The sequence below is a fragment of the Planctomycetaceae bacterium genome (assembly GCA_041398825.1).
Lineage (GTDB): Bacteria > Planctomycetota > Planctomycetia > Planctomycetales > Planctomycetaceae > F1-80-MAGs062.
Map to the genome: position 1 here is coordinate 414,332 of JAWKTX010000003.1, position 19,705 is coordinate 434,036.

The 19,705-nt window shown below is 53.3% G+C and carries 14 protein-coding genes and 1 pseudogene; 11 read left to right on the forward strand and 4 right to left on the reverse strand.

Annotated features, from left to right (window positions below):
- Positions 1–9: 9 nt before the first annotated feature.
- Entirely contained in the window at positions 10–561 is a 552-nt protein-coding gene (gene mog / locus R3C20_07900; protein MEZ6040414.1) for a molybdopterin adenylyltransferase, read from the reverse strand.
- Between the two features lie 234 nt (positions 562–795).
- Here mog and R3C20_07905 point away from each other — a divergent pair, with 234 nt between their 5' ends.
- From R3C20_07905 to R3C20_07925, 5 genes are all read left to right on the forward strand, one after another.
- A complete protein-coding gene (locus R3C20_07905; protein MEZ6040415.1) occupies positions 796–3,711 on the forward strand; it encodes a 2-oxoglutarate dehydrogenase E1 component in 2,916 nt (971 codons plus the stop codon).
- Complete coding sequence (gene odhB / locus R3C20_07910; GenBank protein ID MEZ6040416.1) at positions 3,708–4,904, forward strand: 2-oxoglutarate dehydrogenase complex dihydrolipoyllysine-residue succinyltransferase; 1,197 nt, start codon at positions 3,708–3,710, stop codon at positions 4,902–4,904. The genes R3C20_07905 and odhB overlap by 4 nt, the downstream gene beginning before the upstream one ends.
- A 171-nt stretch (positions 4,905–5,075) precedes the next feature.
- Positions 5,076–6,461, forward strand: coding sequence for a dihydrolipoyl dehydrogenase (lpdA, locus tag R3C20_07915; protein MEZ6040417.1), 1,386 nt, complete (start codon positions 5,076–5,078; stop codon positions 6,459–6,461).
- Positions 6,462–7,288: 827 nt separating this feature from the next.
- Positions 7,289–7,867, forward strand: a complete 579-nt coding sequence (locus R3C20_07920; GenBank protein ID MEZ6040418.1) for a response regulator — start codon at positions 7,289–7,291, stop codon at positions 7,865–7,867.
- 125 nt (positions 7,868–7,992) lie between these two features.
- A complete protein-coding gene (locus R3C20_07925; GenBank protein ID MEZ6040419.1) occupies positions 7,993–9,135 on the forward strand; it encodes a HAMP domain-containing sensor histidine kinase in 1,143 nt (380 codons plus the stop codon).
- A gap of 31 nt (positions 9,136–9,166) precedes the next feature.
- On the opposite strand, the gene R3C20_07930 is transcribed toward R3C20_07925, so the two are convergent.
- On the reverse strand, positions 9,167–10,804 hold the full coding sequence (locus R3C20_07930; GenBank protein ID MEZ6040420.1) for an ammonia-forming cytochrome c nitrite reductase subunit c552: 1,638 nt from the start codon (positions 10,802–10,804) through the stop codon (positions 9,167–9,169).
- Between the two features lie 461 nt (positions 10,805–11,265).
- On the opposite strand from R3C20_07930, the pseudogene R3C20_07935 reads away from it, so the two are divergent.
- From R3C20_07935 to R3C20_07960, 6 genes and pseudogenes are all read left to right on the forward strand, one after another.
- Positions 11,266–11,463: pseudogene (locus R3C20_07935) on the forward strand (DUF1559 domain-containing protein).
- Entirely contained in the window at positions 11,450–11,683 is a 234-nt protein-coding gene (locus tag R3C20_07940) for a DUF1559 domain-containing protein (GenBank protein ID MEZ6040421.1), read from the forward strand. The pseudogene R3C20_07935 and the gene R3C20_07940 overlap by 14 nt, the downstream one beginning before the upstream one ends.
- A 508-nt stretch (positions 11,684–12,191) precedes the next feature.
- Positions 12,192–12,404, forward strand: coding sequence for a DUF1559 domain-containing protein (locus R3C20_07945; GenBank protein ID MEZ6040422.1), 213 nt, complete (start codon positions 12,192–12,194; stop codon positions 12,402–12,404).
- Between the two features lie 375 nt (positions 12,405–12,779).
- Positions 12,780–12,983 carry a hypothetical protein gene (locus R3C20_07950; GenBank protein ID MEZ6040423.1) on the forward strand — a complete coding sequence of 68 codons (204 nt, stop codon included), beginning with the start codon at positions 12,780–12,782 and terminating at the stop codon, positions 12,981–12,983.
- A 268-nt stretch (positions 12,984–13,251) separates the two neighbouring features.
- The gene (locus R3C20_07955) at positions 13,252–15,207 is read left to right on the forward strand and encodes a Na+/H+ antiporter NhaC family protein (protein MEZ6040424.1); all 1,956 of its coding nucleotides are present in this window, start codon (positions 13,252–13,254) and stop codon (positions 15,205–15,207) included.
- Positions 15,208–15,329: 122 nt separating this feature from the next.
- Positions 15,330–16,355 (forward strand): dihydrodipicolinate synthase family protein, encoded by a 1,026-nt coding sequence (locus tag R3C20_07960; GenBank protein ID MEZ6040425.1) that lies wholly within the window; start codon positions 15,330–15,332, stop codon positions 16,353–16,355.
- A gap of 20 nt (positions 16,356–16,375) precedes the next feature.
- On the opposite strand, the gene R3C20_07965 is transcribed toward R3C20_07960, so the two are convergent.
- Positions 16,376–18,433 (reverse strand): transglutaminase-like domain-containing protein, encoded by a 2,058-nt coding sequence (locus tag R3C20_07965; GenBank protein ID MEZ6040426.1) that lies wholly within the window; start codon positions 18,431–18,433, stop codon positions 16,376–16,378.
- On the reverse strand, positions 18,430–19,674 hold the full coding sequence (locus R3C20_07970) for a DUF58 domain-containing protein (GenBank protein ID MEZ6040427.1): 1,245 nt from the start codon (positions 19,672–19,674) through the stop codon (positions 18,430–18,432). The genes R3C20_07965 and R3C20_07970 overlap by 4 nt, the downstream gene beginning before the upstream one ends.
- Positions 19,675–19,705: the final 31 nt, after the last annotated feature.

A 19,705-nucleotide genomic window follows, 5' to 3' on the forward strand; every position in this document is an offset into this window, starting at 1 on the left:
GTCTGGCTTTTATTTTGGTTTTGGGCGAAATGCGGTCAGGACTTCCGGATTGGTCTGAAGGGAAGGGCCGCCGATCAGGTCGATGCAATAGGGTATTGCGGGAAAAACAGCGTCCAGGCATTCCGCAATGGCTTTGGGCTGGCCGGGCAGATTGACGATGAGGCTTTTTCCCCGAATTCCTGCCGTTTGTCTGCTGAGGATGGCCGTGGGGACTTTTTCCAGCGAGACCTTCCGCATGAGTTCGCCGAATCCAGGCATAAGTTTTTGACAAACATCCTCGGTTGCTTCAGGAGTTACGTCCCGAATTGCTGGTCCTGTGCCACCTGTCGTAATAATAAGACAGCATTTGTGCTGGTCTGCAAGTTCCTTCAGAGTGAGTGCAACCTTCGTGCGGTCATCTTCGATAATTCGAGAGATCGCGTGGAACGGTGTCGAAAGAACTTTGGAGAGGTAAGCCTGAATGGCTGGACCGCCTCGATCCTCGTAAACACCCTGACTGGCCCGATCCGAGACGGTAACAATGCCAATCGTCGCGGTTAACTGATTGTCGAGTGGGTTCATTGGGTCCTGCCCATGTTTCATTTTCGAAGATTGTTGCAGTCGAATTTGTCGAGGAATAACAGAAATCCACAATCGGTCAAACCGGCGTTAACTTCCCATTCTTCCGCGCGGGTTTATTATGCAGATCTCACTCTCTGGTGCTCGATAAAGAGCCGCACACCCAACGGAGCCGGATCCGCATTTGAAAATGGCAAGAATCCGCTACTTCAGGTGTGCCTTTAAAAAAATAATTCCATGTCATCCCAAATTCCGACATCCGCACCACAGTTTCTGGACTCTTCAGATCAGCCGAATTCGCCTCAGGGCAATTCCGTGGATGGACAGAATCTCAGATCCGGTTCGACCGTTCAGCTGGGGACGCAGAATCTGGACTTTGCAGAGGAGCAGTTCGCGAGTTACCTGCGGGACCGGAATTCTGTTTCGCCCGATTGGCGCGATTATTTCGACGAGCTGAGCGCGGGGCAGGAAGAACTGACGGTTGAGGCACTCCAGGCTCCGTTCCATTTCGAGAGTGTATTTCATCGGACAATTGCTACGGGTACGGGTTCGAAAGCCTCCCCGTCTCCCGCTACGGCTTCGCACACGACGATTCTTCAGGAACGGCTTGACCAGCTGATTCGTAATTACCGGGTTCGAGGCCACATCATCGCACAGATTGATCCCCTGAATCATGTGCGCCCCCGACCGGCCGAACTGGATCCGTCATTCTACGGATTCAGCGACGAACACATGCAGATGGAGTTCTCGACGGAATGGTTTGGTGGTCCGGAATGCCGAACTCTGCGGGAAATGCTGGCGTGGTTACAGACAACGTACTGTCGTTCAATTGGTGCACAGTTCATGCACATCGACAGTTTGCAGGTCAGGGCGTGGCTGCAGGATCGAATGGAACGCACCGCGAATCGCATACGTTTGACGCGCGATGAACAGGTCCGGATCCTGAAGCGGCTCAGCGATGCCGTCATGTTCGAAGAATTTGTCCAGAAGAAGTACGTCGGTGCCAAGAGCTTTTCGCTGGAAGGCGCGGAAAGTCTGATTCCCCTGCTCGACATGGCGATTGAGCGTGCCGGCAGTCAGGGTATCGAACTGATCGTCATGGGTATGGCCCATCGAGGTCGGCTGAATGTTCTGGCAAACATCATGGGAAAGGATCCCAAGAAGATCTTTCGGGAATTCGAAGACTGTGATCCCGAATTGAAGATGGGGCGTGGTGATGTGAAGTATCACCTGGGATACAGTTCCGACTGGAAGACGGCTGAGGGCAGGAATGTCCATCTCACGTTGTGTTTTAATCCCAGCCATCTGGAATTTGTGAATCCGGTGGCACTCGGGCGACTGCGTGCGAAGCAGGATCATGATGGCGACTTTGAACGCCGAAACAGCTGCGTCATTTTGATTCATGGTGACGCTGCATTTGCGGGAGAAGGGGTCGTTCAGGAAACATTAAACCTGAGTGAATTGCCTGGATACCAGACCGGCGGAACAGTCCACATTATCGTGAACAATCAGGTTGGCTTTACGACGTCACCTTCGGAATCGCGTTCGTGCACATACGCAACCGATGTGGCCCGTATGCTGCAGATTCCCATCTTCCACGTGAACGGCGAAGATCCGGAAGCCGTGGCACAGGTGGTTCAGCTGGCGATGGATTTCCGGGCGAAGTTTCATCGCGATGTCATCATCGACATGTACTGTTTCCGCCGTCGTGGACATAACGAAGGGGACGAACCATCCTTCACTCAGCCGACGATGTACCAGGTGATCCGCAGTCGCGAAACTGCATTTGAACGCTATCTGAAGTCCCTGCTGTCGCTTCGTGAATTGACCAGCGAAGAGGCGGACGAGATTGTGGCTCGTCGCGCTCAGTTACTTGAAGACGAACTGGCTGAAGCGCGGAAGACCGAATACCAGTATCTGGAGGATACCGGCGGTGGTGTGTGGAAGGAATTCTTCGGTGGCCCGGTCGGCAAGGCGGATGTTGTCGACACGTCTGTTTCGCTCTCTGAGTTACAGAGAGTCGTCCGGACACTGAATTCGCCTCCTGACGGATTTACCCCGCATCCACGTCTTGTTCGTATGCTCGAACAACGGATTGAAATGGCCGAAGGTGGCAAATCGTTCGACTGGGGAGCTGCAGAAATGGCTGCCCTGGGGACGCTTGTCGGAGAGGGCGTTCGCCTTCGGTTCAGCGGTCAGGACGTGCGCCGAGGCACGTTCAGTCATCGACATGCTGGCTTGTATGACAATAAGGATGGACGTGTCTGGATTGGTTTGCAATCTCTCGCAGAACGACCGGAGTATGTGGAGATTCACAACAGTCCGTTGTCCGAGGCCGGGGTGCTGGGTTTTGAGTACGGCTACAGTCTTGATTCACCGTACGGCCTCGTAATCTGGGAGGCCCAATTCGGGGATTTCGTGAATGTCGCTCAGGTGATTATTGACCAGTTTATCAGCAGTGCGGAGGACAAGTGGCGACGGCTGAGCGGCCTCGTGATGCTGTTGCCACACGGCTTTGAAGGTCAGGGCCCGGAACATTCGAGTGCACGGCTGGAGCGTTTTCTGCAGCAAGCCGCTGAAGATAACATGCAGATCTGCAATCCGACGACCCCGGCCAACTACTTCCATCTGCTGCGACGTCAAACGCTCCGAAAATGGAAGAAACCCCTTATCGTGATGACACCGAAAAGCCTGCTTCGTCACAAGGACGCAGTGTCTCCGGTTTCTGATTTCACGAGTGGCTCCTTTCACGAAGTGCTGGCCGATCCCCTTGCCCCGGATCCGGCGAAAGTCAAACGCGTACTCATCTGTTCGGGAAAAGTGTACTACGATTTGGCTGGCTATCGCGACGAGCAGCAACGCGACGACGTCGCCATCATTCGACTCGAACAGCTGTACCCGTTTCCCGAGACTGCTCTGGACGAGGTTCTGTCGCAGTACTCCGATGATGCTCAAATCGTTTGGGTACAGGAAGAGCCAGCCAATATGGGGGCTTGGGGCTTTCTGCGTTACCGGTTCGGAAACACATTGCTGAATAAGTATTCTTACATTGGGGTGAGTCGTCCCGAGTCTGCCAGTCCGGCAACGGGCTCCGGCACCAGCCACAAGATCGAACAACAGGTCATTTTGAAAGAGGCATTTGCAGTTCAATGAGCAACTCACAACCAGAAGTTGAAATCCGCGTCCCAGCGGTTGGCGAATCGATCTCTGAAGTTTTCATCGGCGAATGGTATGCGCCTGAGGGAACGTTTGTGGAGTTGGATGCAAATGTCGTTGGCCTTGAAACTGACAAAGCCACTTTCGATGTTCCCGCATCAACGGCCGGCGTCGTTTCAAAGATTCTGAAACAGGCGGGCGAAACTGCCAATGTGGGTGATGTCATTGGGTATATTCAGCCATCGGCAGCGCCAGCGGCCGGTAGCGCGCCGTCTACCAGTGCCCCGGCTGCGGGGGCAAGTCCATCGAAACAGTCGAATGCCTCAGGAGGCAAGGACAGTGGACACGTCATGCCAGCAGCCGAACGGCTGATGGCTGAGAACAAAATGGCTGCGGGTTCGGTGCAGGGAACGGGCCCGGGGGGCAGGGTGCTGAAGGAAGACGTTGTTCGCCAGATTCAGTCGGGTGGACCTGCAACTTCCGTCGGTCTTCGTGAGACAAAAACTGTTCCGCTCAGTCCAATTCGACAGACGATTGCCCAGCGCCTCGTCAGTGCACAACAGACTGCAGCCCTGCTGACCACTTTCAACGAAGTGGATATGTCCAGCGTAAAACGACTGCGCGAATCTTACAAAGATCTGTTCGAAAAGAAGTATGGCATTAAGCTTGGTTTCATGTCGTTCTTTGTTCGAGCCGTGGTAAGCGGTCTTCAGGCGTTTCCTCAGATCAATGCTCAGATGGAAGGCAAGCATCTGGTGCACCACAACTACTGTGACATTGGAATTGCCGTAGGTGGTGGAAAGGGACTTGTTGTTCCCGTGTTGCGAAATGCGGAAAACCTGAGCTTTGCGGACATCGAACTGGCAATCGTGGAGTTTGCACGCAAAGCGAAGAATAATCAGTTGTCACTGGATGAACTGGAAGGTGGCACATTCACCATCACAAATGGCGGGGTCTACGGTTCGTTGTTGTCCACGCCGATTGTCAATCCTCCACAAAGTGGTGTGCTGGGGATGCATGGCATCTTCGATCGCCCCGTTGCTGTCAATGGCGAAGTGGTGATCCGGCCAATGATGTACATCGCGTTAACCTATGACCATCGCGTTGTGGATGGTCGGGAAGCCGTTTCATTCCTGAAGCACGTCAAAGACATGATTGAGGATCCGACACGATTGGTTCTGGAAGTCTGATTTGCCGGAGCGATGGTTCACGTTTCAGCATCTGAATGATTAAGATTTCCGCCCGGCATCCCGCAGTGCCGGGCTTTCCTTTTTTTCTGTGTCCCTGGCGATTTCCCCTTCCGCTGCCGGGTATCCTGACCAGTCCTGTTTTCACCCGGTTGCAGACTTAAGGCTCGAGTAATGGCTGAAGAATTTGACCTGATTGTAATTGGTGCCGGTCCCGGGGGATATGTTGCTGCCATCCGAGCATCGCAGCTGAAGATGAAAGTGGCCATTGTCGAACGCGAAGGCCAGCTTGGTGGAACATGTCTGAGAGTCGGTTGTATTCCCAGCAAGGCGCTGCTCGAAACAAGTGAGATGTACGAACGTGCTCAGCAGGAATTCGCAGACCGCGGCCTCAAAGTGAAGAGCGTTGACGTTGATGTCCCCAGGATGATGGAGCACAAACAATCGGTGGTGAATACCCTGGATACTGGTATTCAGGGATTGCTGAAGAAGAACAGGATCGAACGCTTTTCAGGGCACGGACAGTTAAAAGGCAGCGGTGTCGTTGAAATTTCCGGCGAAACACCACAAACCATCACCGGTAAGAACATTTTGATCGCGACAGGCAGTGTTTCGTCATCTTTACCGGGGATTGAGCCGGATGGCGATCGCATTGGTACCAGTACAGAGGCTCTGGCATGGTCTGAAGTTCCGAAGGAACTGGTTGTTATTGGGGCGGGAGTGATTGGCCTTGAACTGGGAACTGTGTGGCGGCGACTCGGGGCAAAGGTCACCGTGCTTGAATACCTGCCACGCATTCTGCCGGGAGTTGATGAACAAATTGCAGCAGAAGCCCGGAAACTTTACGAAAAGCAAGGCATGACGTTTCGGCTGGGCGTAAAGGTTACGGGAGTGACAGCCAAAAAGAAGTCATGCACCATCACAATGGAAGGCGCAGAGCCTGTCACTTGTGACCGTGTATTGGTGGCAGTGGGCCGCAGGCCCTGCACCGACAAACTTGGCCTGGATATTGCTGGTGTCCAGACTGATAAGCGTGGCTTCATACAGGTGAACGCGAACTACCAGACGACTGCCGCTGGCGTCTATGCAATTGGCGACGTTATTGGCGGCGCAATGCTGGCTCACAAAGCGGAAGAGGAGGGCGTTGCGTTCGCCGAAAAGCTGGCCACCGGACATGGCCACATCAACTACGGAAATATTCCGGCGGTTATCTACACTCACCCGGAAATCGCCTCGACCGGAGCAAACGAGGACGCTCTGAAAGCGGCCGGAATCAAATACAAATTAGGTCGATTTAACTTTGCAGCCAATGGCCGCGCCCGGGCAGCCGGTCACACGGATGGCTTTGTCAAGGTTCTGGCGGACGCAGAAACAGATCGTGTCCTTGGAGTTCATATCATTGGTGCTCACGCCGGTGAACTTATCCACGAAGCAGCTGTCGCCATGGAATTCGGAGCCAGCAGCGAAGATATCGCGCGATGCTGCCATGCTCATCCCACACTTTCCGAAGCCGTCAAAGAAGCCGCCATGGCTGTTGATCGTCGGGCTATCCACAGCTAGCTGTCCGTTGAAAAACCGGGACCGCCACGCAGGACGACTGGAAACCGTCGTGTTTTCAGGTCTCCTGCTCGAGCCAGTCCCGTTTTTCAGCAGGCTGCCAGCAAAGTCGCCAGAGGAACTTCTGTGGATGGAAACGGGTCAGGATGTTCTCGTGAGTGCCTTGATCCCTTCCCATTGAAGGGCGAATCCTTTCACGAGTGTCATCCGTCGACAATTTTCCCGATTCGTCGAGTTTGGCCCAAAAAGGACCTGGTTCCCGGCGAAGCACTATCGACGCTTGATTTCTGACTTGGCTTCTCTGAGCGAGTCTCCCATTTTGCCCTGAGTAAACCACCTGCAGGTCCCCAAACCGGTTGCTGCGTGGCCCAAGAGCGGTTGAAGTGCCTGCGAACCGCAGGGCGACAGTGTTTTCGGTCAGTGAATTCGGCTTCCCCTACCACTCGCCCTACTTTCTCATTTTTCCCTGAACTGCCAGTTCATCAAGTGCCGAGATTAGCCTTAGAGTGATTAAAACAGGCAATCTGCGCAATAAAACTGCCGTTGACGGTCTTTAGCGAATAGATACAATCGGGTGAGTTGATGAATGGGACGGTTGAGGGATGTTTGTAGCTCGGAGTGATTTCGGGTAACTGCGTCTTTCCACAACGACGGGAAATCCCGGCGGCCGCATCGGTTGGCGGGACTTTGCGATAACACCATGGTGCTGTGGATGATCCCACGGCATCTTGCAGACGCCAGAGCGTCAAGGATGGCGTCCGGCAAAGAGTCGGACGATGAACAGCTGCCTGTTGCAGCTCATCGCTTTTCCACAGAACGGATTGTGTTGCATGAAAACAGTGTTCACTACCGGCGAAGCTGCCAAGATCTGCAAGGTCAGTCAGCAAACCATCATCCGGTGTTTTGATTCGGGGCAGCTGAAGGGTTTTCGAGTTCCAGGCTCGCGGTTTCGGCGAATTCCGCGTGACGTCCTTTATAAGTTCATGAAGGAAAATGGCATTCCTACGGACGCGCTGGAGAGCGGTCGCCGAAAGGCATTGATTGTTGATGACGATGAGGAACTGGTGGAACTGATCACAGACGCTCTGGAAGCCGATGGTCGTTTCGAAGTTCGAACGGCGAACAACGGTTTCGACGCGGGAATGATGGTCAAAGAGTATCACCCCGATATCATCGTGCTTGATGTTATGCTGCCGGACATCAACGGGAAAGAAGTTTGCCAGCGAGTCCGAAGTGACTCGACGCTTGATGATGTTCGAATCATCTGCATTAGCGGGATGGTTGAACAGGATAAGATTCAGGACCTCAAGAATGCTGGTGCAAATCATTTCCTTCAGAAGCCGTTTGAAGTCGATGACCTCATTGAGAACATCTGTGGTCTGCTGGATATCGAACAGCTGACGGCCTGATGTATGGGGCGTGTTGACAGCATGACATTTCTGCAGCGGTTGTCGAAAGATGACCGCTGCTGGCGTTTGATGTTGAGAGCCAGATGATGGAGCAGCAGCTTGCCGCTTCCCCGGGTCCGTGTGAAATGCAGCACCTTCTGCTGAGGCTTGCTGGTGCCGTTGTCGGCGAACCTTTGTTTGCCGAATCGGCAAAACTGATTGTAGAGTCCTGGGTGCGAATCTGCGGCGCCGCGTCAGCAACTCTGGTGACCCCTGTTGATGCATCTACATTGCTGCTGACATCCTGTCGACCGCGTTCGCAGGATCGCCTGGAATTCAAATCAGACGAGGTCCGGCAACCGTATTCGTCCCTGCTTGCCAAAGATGCTCTGATTCGAATGGTGCCTGGTGGTCATCCTGACCCTCACCCAAGCGTTTTTCAGTGGCCGGGACTGCTGAGTAGTCTGATTGTTTGCGGTGAACCGGAACGTTTGATCGAAGAAGCGGTTTGCGTGCTCCGGAGTGTGACGGCAAGTCTGCTTGCACGATCCGTTGATTTCCCTGTCCTTTTCCCCAGTCCGCAGCATCTGGAGTCGATGGCTGAATTTGCTGCGGGGGCCGGGCACGAAATCAATAACCCGCTGGGCAGTATTCTCGGACAAACACAACTCTTGCTGCGTCTCGAAGGTGAAATCGACAAACGACAGAGCCTGGAAACGATTGGCAGTCAGGCATGGCGTATACGCGATATGATCGGTGATGCCATGCTGTTTGCCAGACCGCCCGCAGCAACACCTGCCCAAGCCGATCTGGTGACGGTTGTGCAGGATGCTGCTGTAAACACGGCGGCCAATCACACCGACAATGAGCGACACTCACCTGTGGATGTCGAATTCCGTTGTTCGGAGTCCCGTCTGGCAGCAGAAGTCGATTCAACGCAAATCGCTTTACTGGTGAGCCATCTTGTACGCAACGGCATCGAATCTGTGCGCGGAACAGGGCAGGCGGGGGCGGTGACCGTTGTCTTGAAGAAAAGCCGCGTGGCGGATATTGCGGAACTCCTTGTTCGAGACAGCGGGCCGGGTATCCGCGATGCGAATGTTCGCCGCCACCTGTTCGATCCATTTTTCTCGGGTCGATCAGCGGGCAGAGGATTGGGGTTTGGGCTGAGCCTTGCCTGGCAGGTCGTTCGGCTGCACCATGGCCTGATGTTTCAATGCAATACTCCGAATGACGGGGGATGTGAATTCCACGTCGCACTGCCCTTAACGCTAAGTTCCCCAGCGTAATACAGGGGATACTTTCTGGCGATATTCTCCTTCACTCCACAATTGCGATTGGAGTCTGGTCCTGCTGCTCAAGAAGTGAGTCGACAAGTTGCTGATTTCGGGTTCCGTCCCCGTTCAGTAATGTCTGTCGCATGAGTTCGGTCTGTCCGTCATTGCTCATCGTTTTCCAGAGGGACAAGACTTCCTGCCGAACTGACTCGCGATGTGGCAAGGGGCCATCAAAATCGTATTGGGGGCACTGGTCACCCAGAAGTTTCTGCAGAGATTCGAATGCGAGATATCGAACAGCGGAATACTGATCCAGAAGGAGATCGGCAAGGAGAGGGATCTTCCAGTAAGTCGCAGACACCGAACGGGCTTCGGGCCATCCAAGGTGCCATGCAGCAATGGCCCGTTGAGCGGCATCTCCTGTAGTGGCCCAGGTTGCACCAGCCGAAACGGTCTGATCCTGAATCGTAAGATTCGGCGGTTTCAGTTCATACCACTGGTTCAGCATCTCCGCTGCCCATTGCTGTGTCTGATCAAGATGGCAAAGATTACATGCGTTTGGTCTGACCCCCGGGCCGCTATTTGGAATTCGGGGGGATTGCACCCGGTGTGACCTGATTGCTCCAAACAGGGCGTAGGAAGTGTGGGGCATATGGCAATTCAGACAATTGCTACCGGCTGATGCAGGGGCATGATGCGTGTGTTGCTGAATGTCTGCTGTGTATTTGGCCTCGGTGTGACATTGAATGCAGGATGCATTGCCGGTTTTTCCACGCGTGATCAGCTTGTTTGTCGACTCATACTGATGCATGGAATGACACGATGTGCAGGTCATCTTTGAGACGCCGCGGCCCCTGGTATAACAAGCGGATAACAGTAATGCGTTGTATTCGCGCCCGCCCGTTCGGACAGTTCCATCCGGCCAGAACCCTGTTTTCACCATGGTCGGAAAATGGTCCTGCTGGACCTGGCGATCTTCTCCGAACAGGACGACCTCGCGTAATGTGTCAAACTTATCGTTTCCGGGGCGATACGGGTCACCGTGCGTCAGGAAGTATGGTTCATTCTTCTGACGCGAAATCACGTGACACTGTCCGCAAACCTTTGCGGATTCAACAGGATCCATAGTTCCCGGGTGGGCGACCGCAGATTTCACATCGGTCGACTTATTCTTTGCCAGCTCAACATGTTCAGAACCGGGGCCGTGACAGGCTTCACAACTGATCCCCAGTTCTCCAACACTGTGCATGGATCTGGTCGGTCCACTCATCCGGGGTTCCCCGCCGGTGGCATGACAACCAATGCATTTCATGTTCCAGATGTTGAACGTGACTGTGTCACGCGGTGGACTCAGAAAAGAATCAATCCGATAGACCCAGCGTTGGCTGTCAATGTGATAGACCCACGGAAACTGCACCAGTGTCCCGTTGGGATTCTGCATCCAGTATGTCTGATGAAGATGTGAACCTGTTGTCATTACAATCTGTCGATGAACGGACGGAAGATTCACGGAACTGTCCGACTGGCCGTTGATGTAGGCACGCATTTCTGCACCAGGGTCAACGGTATCGACCCAGAATTCGTCACCCTGACGATGAAGATGGTACTCGCGTCCCCGGCTGGTCAGATGGATGTCGTTGAACGACGGGACAACGCTCTCGTCAGAGGCTTCCTGTGTCATTGTGCGGTGCCACGTTTTGAACCAGCTGTTGAATTCGGGTTCGTGGCATTCCCTGCAGGCGGTGGCGGATACAAATCCATCTTCTGTATTGCAGGAAGGAAGGCTGCCGGCCTCGACAGCAGGTTTCGATGGCAAACGGGCCTTAGATTTTACCGGATCCATCCCATCGCTAGTTATTAAACTTGAGATAAGAAGTGTCGCGATGGTTGCAAGAAGGACAAATCCCGGAACAAACTTCTTCACGCTGACGCCGCCTCAAGCTCCCGAGGTCAGGTGATCCGCGGGTAAAAAAGGGAGAAAAGCCGGCTCTGTCACAAGCGCAGACAGGTGGCCAGTGGCATTTCGGTGTTTTCTCACAAACTGGAGTTTTCGATTGTGTTAATTTATTAAATAGAATAAAAATAGCCAGTGGGAGATGAACTTTTACCGAACTTCTTTTTGCGACCCGGAGGAAAATTCGAATGAAGAGGAACCTGAAGAAGGGATTTACGCTGATTGAATTGTTGGTGGTCATCGCCATCATCGCCATCTTGATCGCGTTGTTGTTGCCTGCCGTTCAGCAGGCTCGAGAAGCCGCTCGACGGACTCAATGTCGAAATCATTTGAAGCAACTTGCGCTGGCACTGCACAATTATCATGATGTGTATGACCAGTTTCCGATGGGGCGCTACGTGTGCCAATGCTTCGCCGGCCAATCCTGACCCTTGCGGAACCAGCTTCCGCGACGAAGACTGGGGCACCACCTGGGCGATTGCTTTGTTGCCCTATGTTGAGCAGGCCAACCTGTTTAATCAGTGGGATTCCAGCAAGAGTTCCTACGATCAGTCTCCTCACGCGGCTGGACACGGAATGTCATTGGTGTTGAGTTGTCCTTTATGAAGTGTCCAAGTGACAGTGACACGGCGGCAGCTTCTGGTAGTGGCCCTGCTGGCGGAGCCGTCCTGGGGGGCCTTATGCGAAAGGGAACTACGCTGCCAACTATGGTGGTGGATACGCTCAGGAGAACACAGGTGGCAATGGTGTTGACGGAAAGCCGGGCTGGACTGGCGCGAACCTTGGTCCGTTTCACATGCGAGGTGCGGGTTCTCCTCCTCGTCGTTAAAGCGCAAGCTTTCGAGACATGAAGGACGGGACAAGCAACACAATTGCCGTTGGTGAAATTCTGAAGGAACTGAGCAACGGTGACCTTCGTGGTGCATGGGGCCATGCCTCAGCGCAATTTTCAGCGGTTATACGGGGACAGTGAATTCATCGCCATATCGTCCAAATGACGGGCCAAATGGGATAGCAACCCCGAACGCTCCGGCGATGGATAACAACGGCAATCGAACACCGTGGGCCGATTGCCCCGCGTTCTGCGGAAGCGGGCGCCGGCGATAAGCAACTGTTGTGTCTGGATTGCGGTGGTGATGGCCGCGGTGGAAACACGGCACGCAGTCGCCACACCGGAGGAGCCCAGTTTGCAATGTGTGACGGAAGCTGCACGATTCATCAGCGAAAATATCGATCGCGAACTCTACCGTGGCTTGCTGACAATCAGAGGCGGCGAAATTCTCGGCGAGTTCTAAAGCAACGCTGCCGTGATTTCAAACTGAAATGACTCTGGCAGACTGTTGTTTGCCAGAGTCTCTTCTTGCAGACCGAATCTTTTTTTATCGTCAGGACATCAGGCGAAGCAGCCATTCCATGTTCTGTAGAATTCAATTCCAGTCTTCGGCGGCACAAACGAAACGGGGGCATCTGTCTGCCTGTTTCGGCACTGGATTCGAAGACTTGCTACGGAGAAAATGTGACCTATGAAGTATCGACTTCACGGAATTGTCTTGTCGACGATGGCAATTCAGACAATTGCTACCGGCTGATGCAGGGGCATGATGCGTGTGTTGCTGAATGTTTGCCGCGTATTTGGCCTCGGTGTGACATTGAATGCAGGATGCATTGCCGGTTTTTCCACGCGTGATCAGCTTGTGAAGGAATGTTGGTCGCCAGTATGGAAATCCAGACCGCGATGGAAGATACCCATTCGCTGGATCCCAATAAATTTTCCGATGAACACAAGCCGACAGTATCCGCAATCATGGACAAGATGCAGGAACTGCAGAATGCCAGGGGGCGGGACGAAGCCAAAGACATCCTTGACAAAATGGAGGAACTGGCGGAAAAACTGCCGCGAAATTAATTGCAGATCGCGCCCGGAAAGAATGCATTCGAAACCAGAATTCAGACAGCTGCCATCTCACGTGAGAGGGCAGCTTTTCTTTTTGGTTGCCGTATCAGGAGCGATAGAGCATCGCGCGGCGCGGCAATTCGTCCTGTTTTGTGCTCGTTCATCATCGACTTGATATCAACTTGAGGACGCTGGTGGCTAATATTTACGGCCATTCAGGCTTTGCGGCATGCATGCGATGTGGGATGCATTCAGCTGACATCAGGAGAAGGTCGAATAGATGAACGGGTTGAACCTGAAAACAGTTCTGATGCTCATCAGCCTGTCAGCAATGCCAGCGGTGGAGGCGGGTGGTACGCCGCTGCAGAGTGATGCCAACACTGAGACAGCAGATTCTGAGCTCACAGGTGCGATTCTGATTGAGCCTGAATCTCTGCCGAATGGTGCAGCTGTTTCAGAGATCAGAATTCAGGCCGTTGGTGCTGACGGAGCACCGCTTCGTTTTAATGGTCCTGTGACCGTCAGCGGGATGACGCGACGAAAACCTCAGGTGGACGCTTCAGTTCCGTTTGAACCATTCGAATGCGTTGCAGATTTTGACGATGGCATTCTTGTGCTCAATTCAGATGTTGCTGATGGGCGGCACATTTCCATTTCAGAAAGTGGATTGACCATTCGCGAGGGCGAAAGTGTTATCGCCACGCAGCTACAGCCCAGTCGGCTGAGTGACTGGTGGCGCATCGTTCCACCAGTCATTGCCATTCTCCTGGCAATTGTGATCCGGGACGTCAACGTCTCGTTGATCCTGGCGACATTCGCAGGGTGCCTGTTGTATCACAACTTTACAGACATCCCGGGGGCGATCAATCAGCTTTGCGCGACACTGCAGAACCAGTTGGCAGATTCTGATCATGCTTCGGTAATTCTGTTCACGGTGTTTCTTGGGGCGATGATCGGACTGATGAATGACAGTGGTGGCACCCAGGCTGTTGTAAACCGAATGGCAAAGTACGCTAACACACGGGAACGCGGCCAGTTGCTCACCTGGTTGATGGGACTGGTTGTCTTCTTCGATGACTACGCAAACGCATTGCTGATTGGAGGAGCCATGCGCCCGCTGAGTGATCGACTCAGGATCTCACGGGAGAAGCTTGCATTTCTGATCGATTCGACAGCAGCCCCCATCGCAGGCCTCGCCGTTGTCTCTACGTGGGTTGCATTTGAGATTGATCAAATTGCTGCGGGGCTTGCCATTGCCGGAATCAAAGCCGAAGCATCGACGGTCTTTTACGAGAGCATACCGTATCGGATATATCCGATACTGGCGCTGGCGATGGTGGCTACCATCGCGAAGACTGGCAAAGATTTTGGTCCGATGCTTTCAGCCGAACGTGAAGCGTGGCGGCGTGCTCCCGCAATGAACCCGCAGGTCCAGGAAGCGGTTGTCACCGGGAACATGGCGTTTGCCGTTCTTCCCGTTGTGACGCTTGTTGGTCTGGTGATTGTTGGTTTTCTGAATGATGTTGATTCTTACAGGTTGCTGCTGATCGCTTCGTTTATTGCGTCAGTGATAGCATTCCTGTTGCCATTTTTCTGGCGAAAAATGTCGTTTGAGGAATGTTCTGCCAGCTGGACTCGCGGCGTGGGTTCGATGATTCCGGCAGTTATCGTTCTTATTCTTGCATGGGCGGTTTCTGATGTTTGTCGTCCGGACAAACTGGATACGGCCGGGTTCATCATTAACCGCGTTGGTGATTCGATTCGGCCGCAGTTTCTGCCTTCCATTGCGTTCATTGTTGCCGGAGCAATTTCACTTTCCATCGGTAGCTCATTCACGACCATGGCCCTGCTGACACCGTTGTTCATTCCATTGTGCTGGTCATTATCAACGGAGGGTGGCGTAACAGAGTTTTCTGCATCCAGCACTGTGTTTCTCGCAACGGTTGGGGCCATACTGGCAGGTGCAATTTTTGGTGATCACTGTTCCCCGATTTCAGATACAACGGTGCTGTCTTCGGCAGCCTCCGGTTGTGATCACTTGAAGCATGTGAACACTCAGTTTCCGTATGCTTTGCTGGCGGGGGTGTTTTCACTATTGACGGGGTATTTGCCAATGGGTTTTGGCGTTCCCTGGTGGATCACAGTGCCTCTGGGAATGGCCGTCATAGTCGGAGCAATCGTTGTCCTGGGAAAACGGCCAGACGAAGTGGGACGCTCTGCTTCGGATTCCGAATGATGAAGTGCGGACTGATTTCCTGGTTCGATGCTTTTGTTCGCTTAACCTGACAAGCCACAATGCTGACCTGATCTTCCCGATCGACAAACCCTTCGTGAACGTTCTATCCGTCGAGATTCATTATGTCACAGGCACCGCTCAAGGGCATCTTTACTCCGAATCTGGTTCCTTACTCATCAGATGGTGACATCAACGAACCTGAACTTCGACGCTATGTCGACTGGTTGATTTCGCGCGGGGTCCACGGACTGTACCCGAATGGATCCACAGGGGAGTTCACACGGTTTACTCCCGAGGAGCGACGGCGAATTCTGGCAATCATTGCAGATCAGGTACGCGGACGCGTTCCAATTCTGGCCGGGGCCGCGGAAGCCAATGTGAAAGAGACGATCCGGGCGTGTGAGTATTATCATTCTCTGGGGATTCGCGCCGTCGCGATCGTGGCACCGTTCTATTACAAACTGAGTCCTGCGTCAGTCTATGCTTACTTTAGGGAGATTGGTCGGAACACTCCGATCGATGTGACTCTTTACAACATCCCGATGTTTGCCAGTCCGATTGATGTTCCAACAATCCAGCGGTTGTCGGAAGAGTGCGAAAAGATCGTCGCGATCAAGGATTCTTCCGGTGATATTCCCCACATGATCCGCATGATTCAGGCTGTTAAGCCCAATCGCCCGGATTTTGCCTTTCTGACTGGCTGGGATGCCGCATTGATGCCCATGTTGCTGGTGGGGTGTGATGGGGGGACGAATGCCAGTTCGGGTATTGTGCCGGAATTGACCCGCAAATTGTATGACCTGACGACCAGCTATCAGATTGATGCAGCACGCGAAGTGCAGTATGACCTGATCCGCCTGTTTGACACGATGATCTATTCGGCCGAATTTCCAGAAGGGTTCCGCGCTGCCGTTGAACTACGTGGCTTCCGCATGGGACAGGGGCGACAACCATTGTCGGACGATCAGCGTACTGATCTGACTGTGCTGAGCAGAGAATTACAGTGTCTCCTTTCTCAGCACGGTTTTACCGATCAACCTGTTGGTGGATGTCCTGTGGGAGATTCAAATCCATCATCGTCGGGTGAAGAGGTTGGTGCGATTGTGCAGCAGGTTGTCTCGGAACTCCGCCGCCGGGGACTCATGTAGGCCGCTGACATGACATCAGTTCATGTTGTGCCACCTGGCTGGCCCTGGTCGCGAAGTTGTCCTGTGATTTGAATCAGCTGCTCGATCGATTGATGCGAATGGGGATCGAATCGCAGACTCTCGTACAACTCGTACCAACGGACGAACAACTCTTGCTGTTGCGTCGGTTGGGCGGCTCCGATTCTGGCTGCAAACTGGTGCACGGTTTCGTTTGAATGGCGTTCGAAGCCGGATCGTTTCAGCATGAGTTCCACAGAAATTCTTGCGTTGGTCAGGTGCGATATGAATTCAGGCTTTGTTCGCGGATCTGAAAGATCCTTTGATCGTTTGATCCTGGTCAACAGCGAGTAAATCAGCGGAGTCAGGTACCAAAGGCCACCTAAAGCAGCAATGAGGGTGACGAACTTATAGAGTCGTATTCGTTTTATGGAATCCATGAATCGAGTCATGGACATACGTATGGCCTGTTGCCATGCGGCCAGCCCCGATGTCTCCCTCGCTTGAGGTACGCCCGTACCCGGAGTTGGTTCGACAAGAACCCAGCGACTTTGTTCTTCGTCGAAGGCTTCGACCCAGGCGTGCGCGTCCTTGCGTCGAGCAATCCAGAAGCCTGAGGTTGAGCTCCTTTCTCCTGCAACATATCCCGTAACAAATCTTGCGGGGACGCCCGCTTCACGCAGAATCACGACTGCCGCAGTTGCAAAATACTCGCAGTGGGCAGCGGGTTTGTTTTCGAGAAAGTATCCAAGTGGGTCTTCACGACGAGGAATGTAGACGCGCGTTCCATACTCGAAATTGTTGTGAAAGTAGTTTTCAACACGTCTGATCTTTTCTCGTGCCGATTCGGCTCCATCGCAAATACTATGAGCCGCCTTTGTAACTCGTTCGTCCAGGCTCACCGCCAGCTGAAGGTAGAGAGAACGGTCATTATCAGTCAGATCAACGCTTCGAGACTTTGATGGCAGCAGGACTCGATAGTGATTTTCAGCGTGCTGTGACTTGCGTTTCACATTGCCGGAAGAATCCTGTGTATACGCGCCTTTCTGCGTGATGAGACAGTTGGCCGACCGTGGTAAGAGGAAGTATTGCCCGCCGGCACCCTGCTCAGGCCAGATATCAACCACTGATTCCGGTGATGCGAGTCGGCCGGGCTTGAGGCGGTAGATGCCATCATCCTCTCTGACAAAGCTGGAGATGTCGTCCGATGAAATCTCTCGTAATTGACTTTCAGCCGGACTTGCTGTCCAGACATTGTTGTCGAAATGATCAAACGCACAGCCGCCGAGATAGGTAACTGAGTTTGCACCATGAACTCGCAGCATCATTGTTTCGCCCGAGAATTCGGACCAGCCTGTGATGCTGTGCAGCCCGGCCCGGCCTGTGAATCCACTGCAGACATCACGACTTTCCGTGTCGGTCAGGTCAGCAATCCATGAGGACAGCGTCTTTTCGTTTTCCGCCAGGATTCGTGATCCGAGTGCTCCGGCCAGCGAGCCCAGAACCACTGGCAGGCTGAATAGAAAGCGGCGTAACGCGACATTCGTCTGTATGCGGGAATATGTGCGCCGTTCGCTCAGCAGCAGCATAATCATCATTACGCCCAGCGAGCCGGACACTGCGTAGAGCGAGCGTTCTGCATCAGTGACCTGAACGTCACCGACAAAGACGATGGCAAGTCCACCCAGAATCGGAAATCGGGATGGAAGGCGTCGACTGCATGGAATCGTCGCCAGAAGAAAGATCTGCAGCAGGATCAGCAGGCAGACAATTTCATAGGCAAGTTCTGAATAGACGAACGTATGCTGAGGCGAAAGTTCGTGTGGTAAGGTGAAATACTTTATGCCCTGACAGATCGTTATCACGGATGCCCATCGTAAGAAACGAAGTGGCGGTAGCCATTGTCTCCGTGAGACCTGACATGCGATCACTGTCAGAAGCAGATAAATGATGGCTCCGGCCATGCCATCCATAAGCTTCCATAGTAAAAGGCACTGAAGACTCAGAAAGCAGACAGCAACGATTCTCTGCGCAGGATTCGCAGAAACGAATGATCGTGCGTTGTCCACTGGCGGCATCATAATTTCAGTACCTCGCCATTGACGATTGTGTCCGGTGCCATCCGGATAAACTGGACGCCGTCTTCCGGAAACGGCAGTTCCGATTCGGATTCGTTTACAAGCACCACCCTGAATTCGCAACCAGCAGCATGAATGCCATCAACGAGAGTTTGTCGTTCGAGATCCCAGTGCAGAAACACGCAGAATACCGTTGAAATTGACTTCAGCTCTTCAGTGACGGCTGGAGTTAATTCCGGAAGAGGATTTGTTGTTGTGGAGCCAATTCCAGCAAGAATCTCGAGAAGGCGATCAAAGTGATAGGCGCCGGTTGCACCACGGAAAACATGTAATTCGGGTCCGGCCGCAAACATATCCAGAAGTGATTCGGCAGTCTGCATTGATGCTGCAAGGCTCGCAACAAAACAGATGGCCGCTTCAAGATTCTTATTTGATGCAGCGTTCGGAATCTTCAGTGGGTTCCATCGACTGGTGGGCGTAACCCTGGTGTCGAGTACAATGGCGACGCGCATACAGAATTCATCCATGTACTCGCGCACGACGGGTCGTCCAAGCCTTGCCCAGGCTCGAAAGTTAATTCGCGACGCCGGTTCGCCGTAACTGTATTCCCGGTTTCCCACGAATTCAGGAGAATTGCCATCGTGTTTTTGCAGCAACATCCCACCGGGTTGATGACGTGAGCCCGCTGGGATGTTTAGTTCCGGGATCATGTGAAAGTCCGGCAGGACATGCAGTGGCTGAGCGAGTGCCGTGCACTTTCCAAATCGCATCAGATTGAAGGGGAATGTGCTGTGGATTCGCAACGGGGGCAGGTCATAAATACCGCGTGTGGAGGTGGAGAGTGTGACGGGAAGTTCGGCAGACTCACCTGCACGAATTGAAGGAATCATCTCGTGTTTGTTTGCGTGCCGGATTGGCCGTGGAAGTCCATGAAACATGGCCATGATGTCAAAAACAGGCCATCGACCGATGTTTCTAATGGTCAGTGTTCCGCAGACGGTTTGCCCCATTTGTATACTTGATGGCATCGTCAGGACCGCGGACAGCTTCGGCCGAAACAACTGTCCCAATGCCTCCGCGAACAGGACGACGCAGGTCAGGACGCAAAAGAACTGATAGACCGGCAGTTGAACGGTGACAGAACCCAGCCCGCTGATGCCGATCAGGAAGAAGCAAACGCGCCCGGCCGGTGTCAGACGAAAGGCCAGATGACCTTCAGAAAGTCGTTTCGTCTTTCGTTTCACAGGGCCATTCTTCCCCGAATCGAATCCGCTT

Bases quoted from the DNA above. Each gene is read 5' to 3' on its own strand.
- R3C20_07925 (MEZ6040419.1), top strand. From the start codon at position 7,993: ATGCAGCACCTTCTGCTGAGGCTTGCTGGTGCCGTTGTCGGCGAACCT.
- R3C20_07920 (MEZ6040418.1), top strand. From the start codon at position 7,289: ATGAAAACAGTGTTCACTACCGGCGAAGCTGCCAAGATCTGCAAGGTC.
- R3C20_07960 (MEZ6040425.1), top strand. From the start codon at position 15,330: ATGTCACAGGCACCGCTCAAGGGCATCTTTACTCCGAATCTGGTTCCT.
- R3C20_07950 (MEZ6040423.1), top strand. From the start codon at position 12,780: ATGTTGGTCGCCAGTATGGAAATCCAGACCGCGATGGAAGATACCCAT.
- R3C20_07930 (MEZ6040420.1), bottom strand. From the start codon at position 10,804: ATGACACAGGAAGCCTCTGACGAGAGCGTTGTCCCGTCGTTCAACGAC.
- R3C20_07965 (MEZ6040426.1), bottom strand. From the start codon at position 18,433: ATGATGCCGCCAGTGGACAACGCACGATCATTCGTTTCTGCGAATCCT.
- R3C20_07955 (MEZ6040424.1), top strand. From the start codon at position 13,252: ATGAACGGGTTGAACCTGAAAACAGTTCTGATGCTCATCAGCCTGTCA.
- mog (MEZ6040414.1), bottom strand. From the start codon at position 561: ATGAACCCACTCGACAATCAGTTAACCGCGACGATTGGCATTGTTACC.
- odhB (MEZ6040416.1), top strand. From the start codon at position 3,708: ATGAGCAACTCACAACCAGAAGTTGAAATCCGCGTCCCAGCGGTTGGC.
- lpdA (MEZ6040417.1), top strand. From the start codon at position 5,076: ATGGCTGAAGAATTTGACCTGATTGTAATTGGTGCCGGTCCCGGGGGA.
- R3C20_07940 (MEZ6040421.1), top strand. From the start codon at position 11,450: ATGACCAGTTTCCGATGGGGCGCTACGTGTGCCAATGCTTCGCCGGCC.
- R3C20_07905 (MEZ6040415.1), top strand. From the start codon at position 796: ATGTCATCCCAAATTCCGACATCCGCACCACAGTTTCTGGACTCTTCA.